The sequence below is a fragment of the Kitasatospora sp. NPDC058048 genome (assembly GCF_042885555.1).
GTDB classification, from domain to species: Bacteria; Actinomycetota; Actinomycetes; order Streptomycetales; family Streptomycetaceae; genus Kitasatospora; species Kitasatospora lactacystinica.
Genome location: NZ_JBHVRT010000065.1, coordinates 24,435 through 31,305, shown reverse-complemented (window position 1 = coordinate 31,305; position 6,871 = coordinate 24,435). Strand labels below are relative to the sequence as shown.

Annotated in this window: 8 protein-coding genes; 3 read left to right on the top strand and 5 right to left on the bottom strand. The window is 72.4% G+C overall.

What is annotated here, in order from left to right:
* Nucleotides 1-433: 433 nt before the first annotated feature.
* The 4 genes from ACFVVA_RS39990 to ACFVVA_RS39975 form a co-directional block, all read right to left on the bottom strand.
* Nucleotides 434-952, bottom strand: a complete 519-nt coding sequence (locus ACFVVA_RS39990) for a tyrosine-type recombinase/integrase (protein ID WP_387695592.1) — start codon at nt 950-952, stop codon at nt 434-436.
* Nucleotides 952-1,221: a hypothetical protein gene (locus ACFVVA_RS39985; protein WP_387695591.1), complete on the bottom strand. Its 270-nt coding sequence runs from the start codon at nt 1,219-1,221 to the stop codon at nt 952-954. The genes ACFVVA_RS39990 and ACFVVA_RS39985 overlap by 1 nt, the downstream gene beginning before the upstream one ends.
* Nucleotides 1,222-1,581: 360 nt before the next feature.
* Nucleotides 1,582-2,010, bottom strand: coding sequence for a hypothetical protein (locus tag ACFVVA_RS39980; RefSeq protein ID WP_387695590.1), 429 nt, complete (start codon nt 2,008-2,010; stop codon nt 1,582-1,584).
* Nucleotides 2,011-2,508: 498 nt separating this feature from the next.
* On the bottom strand, nt 2,509-3,177 hold the full coding sequence (locus tag ACFVVA_RS39975) for a cytochrome P450 (RefSeq protein ID WP_387695595.1): 669 nt from the start codon (nt 3,175-3,177) through the stop codon (nt 2,509-2,511).
* 646 nt (nt 3,178-3,823) lie between these two features.
* On the opposite strand from ACFVVA_RS39975, the gene ACFVVA_RS39970 reads away from it, so the two are divergent.
* The 3 genes from ACFVVA_RS39970 (at nt 3,824) to ACFVVA_RS39960 (ending at nt 5,989) form a co-directional block, all read left to right on the top strand.
* Nucleotides 3,824-4,627, top strand: a complete 804-nt coding sequence (locus tag ACFVVA_RS39970; protein WP_387695589.1) for a class I SAM-dependent methyltransferase — start codon at nt 3,824-3,826, stop codon at nt 4,625-4,627.
* A gap of 233 nt (nt 4,628-4,860) precedes the next feature.
* Entirely contained in the window at nt 4,861-5,109 is a 249-nt protein-coding gene (locus ACFVVA_RS39965) for a hypothetical protein (protein WP_387695588.1), read from the top strand.
* A gap of 10 nt (nt 5,110-5,119) precedes the next feature.
* On the top strand, nt 5,120-5,989 hold the full coding sequence (locus ACFVVA_RS39960) for an NAD-dependent protein deacetylase (RefSeq protein WP_387695587.1): 870 nt from the start codon (nt 5,120-5,122) through the stop codon (nt 5,987-5,989).
* A 124-nt stretch (nt 5,990-6,113) separates the two neighbouring features.
* Here ACFVVA_RS39960 and ACFVVA_RS39955 read toward each other — a convergent pair whose 3' ends face one another.
* Nucleotides 6,114-6,770, bottom strand: a complete 657-nt coding sequence (locus ACFVVA_RS39955) for a hypothetical protein (RefSeq protein WP_387695586.1) — start codon at nt 6,768-6,770, stop codon at nt 6,114-6,116.
* Between the last annotated feature and the right edge of the window lie 101 nt (nt 6,771-6,871).

Genomic DNA, 6,871 nt, shown 5'->3' with positions numbered 1-6,871 from the left:
ACCGCATGGTTCAACTTGATCGTCACATCGTCAAATGATGCCGCCCGTAACACTGCTGGTCACATCGCCGCCGCAATCACGCACCAGGTCGTAAGACGGTTAACAGAGGACGTCGGCTCGGCCAAACCGCTGTTCGCGTGTGAGCCTCTCCGGAGATCGGTAGCCGTTGCAGAGGAGGTCCGGTGGCTCAAGAGTTCATGAGCGCCAGGGAGACTGCGGAGTATCTGAACATGTCGGTCCCGTGGGTGCGTCGGGGGGCTCCCCGCGTGGGTCTCGTGCCGTACAGGTTCGGGAGTGGGAGAACGCGAAGCTGCAGTTCAAGATGTTCGACGTTCATGCGTGGGTGAAGCAGCAGCGCATGTCGGCTGGGTGACCTGACCGGCCGGAGTGACGAGGAGGGCCTGCCCCGCTGGGGCAGGCCCTCCTCGTTCGTTCAGGCGGCGAGGCCGAGGTCGAGGAGCTGGGCGGCGCGGCTGATGGAGCCGGGCATGAGGTGGCGGTAGATCTTGAAGGTGACGTCGATGCTCTTGTGGCCCATCCGCTCGGCGACGTCGGTGATCGGGATGTTGTGGGTGAGGCAGTTCGAGGCGAAGAAGTGGCGGAGGCCATAGAGCGTCATGCCCTCGGGGACGTCGATGTCGTCAGCCTGCTTGGCGAGGCGCTGCCAGCGGTTGTTCAGGATGTGGTGCGGGAAGGGCTTGCTGAGATCCCGGGGGTGGCGGAGGAGATAGCCATCGACGGTGCCGTACGTGTTGGCGTTCCACTCGATTGTCAGCTTGACCCGGGCCGGCAGCGGGATGTCGCGGTAGTCGCCCTCCTTGCGGTGCTTGAGCGGGGCGTAGTCCTTGGTGGTCTGGTTGACCTGCTCGGTGACGCGGTAGACGTCGTCGGCGACGATGTTGTTGATGCTGACCGCGGCGGCCTCGCCGTTGCGAAGGCCGCAGCCGCTCATCAGGTCGGCGATGACGAGGAAGGCATTGTCGCCGGCGGTGCGTATTCCCTGGAGCTGGGAGAGAGAGGGGGGATGACCACGCGCTTCGGGTCGTACTGGGGCGGCTTGACGCCGTCGAACGGGTTGTCGTCATAGAGGCCGAGGCGGTGGGCGTCGAGGAGGATCGACTTCAGCTTGTCGAAGGCGTTGGACTGAGTGGCGAGGCCAACGCCGTTGCGCTCCATGGTCTGGATGAAGGTCTCGATGACCTTGTGGTCGAAGGTGCCCATCCGGCGGCTGCGGCAGGCGGGGTAGAGGTGGTGCTCCAGCAGTGAGCGCCCAGGTGGCGAGGTGCAGGTCTTCCTTCGGCCCGAGGATGCCGTGGCCGGCGTAGTACAGCAGCACCACGCCCTCGGCCTGATCGACCAGCCGTTCGACCGTCGCGACCACGTCGGAGGACGAGGCGTACGGCGAGACTCGGTGGATGCGGTCGCCGGTTAGGCCGCAGAGGTCCCGCAGCGCGGCCTCGACGTCGTCGAGCGTGGTCTCCACGGCGGGCAGCGGTCCCAGGATGGAGCCGGCGCGGTGGGCTGCGGTGCCGATCAGGACGGCGTGCGCGCCCGGTCCGAACAGCCGGGATGGCCGGACGGTCACTGTGCGGGCCCCGTGCTGGCCTCCTCGGAGTCCGCGGATGGGGACGGCGGGTCGAGGGCCGCGGCCAAATCACGTGTCAGAAGCGTGATTTGTTCTGGCGTCAGCTTCTTCACATGGCTGGTGGAGAGGCTGATCCGGCTGCCGTCCGGCCGCGTGATGGTAATGGTGTGACTGCCCCTTCGGGTCTGCACCCACGCGACCACCGTTCCGGCGAAGACCGAGGCCACACCCCCGGGTTCGAGCAGGGCGAGCAGCGCTTCGGTGACCGCGCCCATGCTTCCGGGCTCAGCGGGACCCACGTCCCGGCCGACCCTGCCCCGCAGAGCCGGCGTCTCGGCGAGCCAGCGCCGCAGCCCGTGGATGTCGTTCGCCCCGACGGCGCGTCCGTCCGGCTCGTCGCTCCGAACGGTGATGACGATGCGCATGATTCCCCCAGAACATGTGCGAATCTGACGTCTAATCAGCTCGCTCAGGCTACTTCGGGCCGGAGTCCGGGAACAGTACGCCCGGCGGGTCGCGCACCGCCCCCCGAGCACGGCACGCCACAGCGCCTGGCAAGCTGGCTGCCGCTGCCCCGGCCGATGTCGCTGGGACTGGCCCAACCTTTCGCCAGACCGGCCCGGGCCGCGCTGGTCGGCGCCGCGGTGCTGTTCGGCGCGGTCAGCGTCACCTTCGCGATGGGGCTGGAGGCCGCGTTCACCATGGCGGCGCCGGCGTGCCCGGAGGCGGAGGCGTCCAGAGGGCGGCCGCAGGCGGGTGGTGGCAGCTGCGAGCGGGTGGAAGGGCGGGGACCCGGGAGACCGGCCGGAGCACGGGGGCACGCCCCGGCCGGCCACCCGTGACCCCTGCCCCTCCACCCGCTCACCCCGCGCGGCCCGGTGCGTGGTTGCGCACGGCCGCGCGGGGCGGCTGCGGGGCCGGCGTCAGCCGGACACCCAGACCGGCAGCCGCCGGGGGCAGATGATCTGCATCGGATTCTCGAACTCGACGCCGGCCGCATGGTCCACGGCGATGTCGTCGTAACGGTCGAACAGCGCGTTGAGCGCGATGCCGACCTCCAGCCGGGCCAGCGGGGCGCCGAGGCAGAAGTGGATGCCCTGCCCGAAGGCGATGTGCCCGCCGCTGTCGCGGTGGAGGTCGAACCGGTCGGGGTCCGTGAAGCGCTCGGTGTCCCGGTTGGCAGCGCCGACCCACAGGGTGACCAGCTCGTCCTTGCCGATCCGCTGGCCGCGGATCTCGGTCTCGGCGGTGGTCACCCGCGCCATCCGCGAGAACGGCGGGTACAGGCGCATCAGTTCCTCGATGGCACCGGGCAGCAGCCCGCGGTCCGCGCGCACAGCGGCCAGCGCCTCGGGGTGGCGGTCGAAGGTGAGGACAGCGTTGCCGATCATCGCCATCGAGGCGGCGTGTCCGGCGAACAGGGTGAGGCCGACCAGGCCGATCAGGTCGGCGTCCCGCAGCGGCTCGCCGTCCACGACCGCGTGGGCCAACCCGGTGAGCATGTCGTCCGCCGGGTTCAGCCGGCGCCGGTGCACGTGGCCCAGGATGTACTCGTTCATCTCCCTGATGGCCGGGGCGACTTCGGACTCCATCACCTTCGGCGGCACGGTCGCCGCGTCCAGCGCGCCCAGCGCGTCGGCCCCACGCCTGGTACATCGGCACGTCCTCGGGCGGCAGGCCGAGCATCTCCGCGACCACGATGATCGGCAGCGGGTAGGCGAACGCGTCGATCAGGTCGAAGGTGTCCGCTCCGGAAAGCCCGTCGAGGAGGGACCCGGTGGTCCGCGCGATCCGCTCCGCGAGGCCCGCCACCGCGCGCGGGGTGAAGGACTAGTTGACGGCCCGACGCAGCCTGCGGTGGTGGGGCGGGTCGTTGGTGACCAGGTTCCCGGTGAGGAACAGGTCGCTAGTGACTGATAGTTGCGGTCTCCCTATAATGGCAGCCTGTTCGACGAGCTGAAGCGCATGGGAAAACCTCTTCCTCGGTGAGCCGCGAGAAGACGTCCTCTCGCGGCTCCCGAGCGGTGGGGACCGGGGAGCGCGCGGCGTTTCCGGTTTCCCTACGGTCCAGCCGTGTCCGTGCGCCGTCAAGGCGATGGGACGAACTTGCTGACTTTTCGTCAATAAACCCCAACTCGCCGTCTCGGGACCCAGGTTGAACGCCCGCTCCCCGACCCGACCCCGCCGCCCCGAGGGGCCGGAGCACCCGGCGGCCCCGCGGCCTGCGAGAATTCCGGCATGGCTGAGCACGACAGCGACCACGGCTACCTCCTGGACAACCGCCAGTCGGAGGCGGGCATCCGCTTCCGCGCCCTCGCCGAGCTGTTCGACCCGGTGACCTTCCGGCACGTCGACGCCCTCGGGATCGGCCCCGGCATGCGCTGCTGGGAGGTCGGCGCGGGCGGCCCCTCGGTGCCGCTCGGGCTCGCCGAACGCGTCGGCCCGACCGGCACGGTGGTCGCCACCGACATCGACGTCTCCTGGACCGCCCCCGCCGCCGGCGGCGTGATCGAGGTGCTGCGCCACGACGTGGCCGCCGACCCGCCGCCGCCCGGCGGCTTCGACCTGGTGCACGCCCGGCTGGTCCTGGTGCACGTCGCCGACCGCGCCGAGGCCCTGCGCCGGATGGTCCAGGCGCTGCGCCCCGGCGGCCGGCTGCTCCTGGAGGACGCCGACCCGGCCCTCCAACCGCTGCTCTGCCCGGACGAGTCCGGGCCCGACGAGCGCCTCGCCAACCGGCTGCGGTCGGGCTTCCGCACCCTGATGGCCGGGCGCGGCGCCGACCTCGCGTACGGGCGGACACTGCCCCGGGCGCTGCGCGAGGCCGGCCTCGTCGACGTCCAGGCGGACGCCTACTTCCCGATCACCTCGCCGGCCTGCGCGGTCCTGGAGGACGCGACGGTCCGGCAGATCCGCGGGCTGCTGGTGCGGGAAGGGCTCGCGACGGACGAGGAGATCGACCGCCACCTGGCCAACGTCGCCGGCGGCCGGCTCGACCTGGCCACCGCCCCGATGATCTCCGCCTGGGCGCGCCGGCCGTGACGTGGGTGGTCGGCCCCGGCCCCGGCCACGTGCTCCGCGCCCGGGCGCGGCAACATCCTTTCCTGTAGCGGCGGTTCGGCCCTGTTCACCTCTGCGTCGACCGGGTTTCCCGCAGGGAAGGTGCACTGGAACGGCGGCTCCGGAAGGTTCCGGCGGTGCGATCCCGCCGGTCGCCGTCCGCCATCCGCAGGGGAGGTGGCGGGCGGCGGCCGCCCGGTGCGGACTCACCGGTCATGATGCGACCTCCGGCCGAGTCCCGACACCGGACCGAGCCCCGACTCCCGACGGCGGAGCTTCGCCGCATCGCGCGCGGCGAGCGGCCGATCGAGTCCTGGACGCCGATCGCGCTGGACGCCCCCGGCCTGGCCGTGGACACCACCCGGGGCTGGAACCCGCTCCTGGAGCGGATCACGGCCTTCGCCACCGGCGCCGCCGAGGATCCCTCCGGCCGCGCGGGGAACCGGGGGCCGTCCTCGGTCTAACCTCGACGGTATGGACGCGTTCGAACACCCGGGCGGACGGGCCGCCGTGCCACCGGGGGAGGGGCTGGAAGCCCTGGTAGGGCTGCTGGAGCGGCGTGGCACGGTGGTGCTCAGCGGGGCGGGCCTGTCCACCGAGTCCGGGATCCCCGACTACCGCGGCGCCACCGGCCGCCGCCGCAGCGGCACCCCGATGACGTACCAGGAATTCACCGGCAGCGCCGACGCCCGGCGCCGCTACTGGGCCCGCAGCCACACCGGCTGGCCCGCGATCGCCGGGGCCCGGCCCAACGCCGGACACCACGCGGTGGAACGGCTGCGCCGGGCCGGGCACGTCGCGGCGGTCATCACCCAGAACGTGGACGGTCTCCACCACGCGGCCGGCACCCGGGAGGCCGTCGAGCTGCACGGCGGACTCCGCCGGGTGGTCTGTCTCGACTGTCGCCGCACCAGCACCCGGGCCGAGCTGGACCGGCGGCTGGAGGAGCTCAACCACGGCTTCCGGCCGATCGGGGCGGAGCTGCGGCCCGACGGCGACGCGCAGCTGCCGCAGCCCGTGGTGGACGGCTTCCGGGTCGCCGCCTGCACGGACTGCGGCGGAGTGCTCAAACCCGACGTGGTCTTCTTCGGCGAGAACGTCCCGCTGCCCCGGGTCGAGCACTGCTTCGAACTGGTCGACGCGGCCAGTTCGCTGGTGGTCCTCGGCTCCTCGCTGGCGGTCCTGTCCGGGCTGCGCTTCGTGCGCCGCGCCGCCCGGTCGCGGCTGCCGGTCGCGATCGTCAACCAGGGGCCGACGCGCGGCGACGAACTCGCCGCGCTCCGGCTCGACCTGCCGCTGGGACCGGCCATGACGGAGGTCGCCCGGCTGCTCGACGCGGCCTGACGGGCCTGTTCGGGCAGTGAGCGGCCCGATCGGCGCCCTGAGCGGCCTGTTCGCGGCCCTGATGGGCCCGGCCCGGCTCGGCCCGGCTCAGCGCGCCGGGCCGGGCCCACCGAGGCAGGTGCGCTCAGCCGGCCGGCAGGGCGGGCCGGCCCGGTACCCACAGCGGCACCCGGCCGCCGCGCGGCATGGAACGCGCCGCGTCCTGCTCCAGCCACCCGCCGACCCGTTCCGGATCGCCCTCGCACAGCTCCACCAGCGCGGCCGCGGCGATCCGGGTGCAGCACAGCACCAGTGCCAGGGTGTCCTGGCGGCGGTGCCGCTCCCGTACGTACGCCTCGCCGCGCTCCTCGATCCGGCGGGCGTGGCACGGCCCGTCCTCGGAGGTCAGCGCCTGTACGCCGTGCCACACCAGGGTCAGCGCACAGGGCTCGGCCGGGTGCGAGGAGCCCTCGCGCTGCGCCTGTTCACGAGCCTCCGCCGAGCGCTGCCCCAGCCATTCCAGCGCCGCCGGCCCGTCCTCCCGGCAGGAGCGCAGCACCAGCTCCGCGGCCCGGGCCACCAGGGCCCGCAGGAGCGCCGGCGCGGGCACCCGCAGCCCGGACGCGGGTCCGTCGCCGAACGCCAGCCAGGCATCGGCGAACGAGGCCGCCCGCAGTCCGCCCATCCAGGCCGGTTCCCCGGCTTCCGTGCTCAGCCAGTCCTGTGCCCCCAGTCGCACCAGCCCCACGGCCGTCAGGCGCGCCGCGTCCCCGTCCAGCTCCCGCAGCCATCCACTCCGCACCAGTACCCACCCCCGTCAGCGGTTCATCCCCGTGAGGCCTCATCCCACCACACCAGGACGGGAACGAACTAGACAGGGGCACGTCACAATCTGGAAGCGAG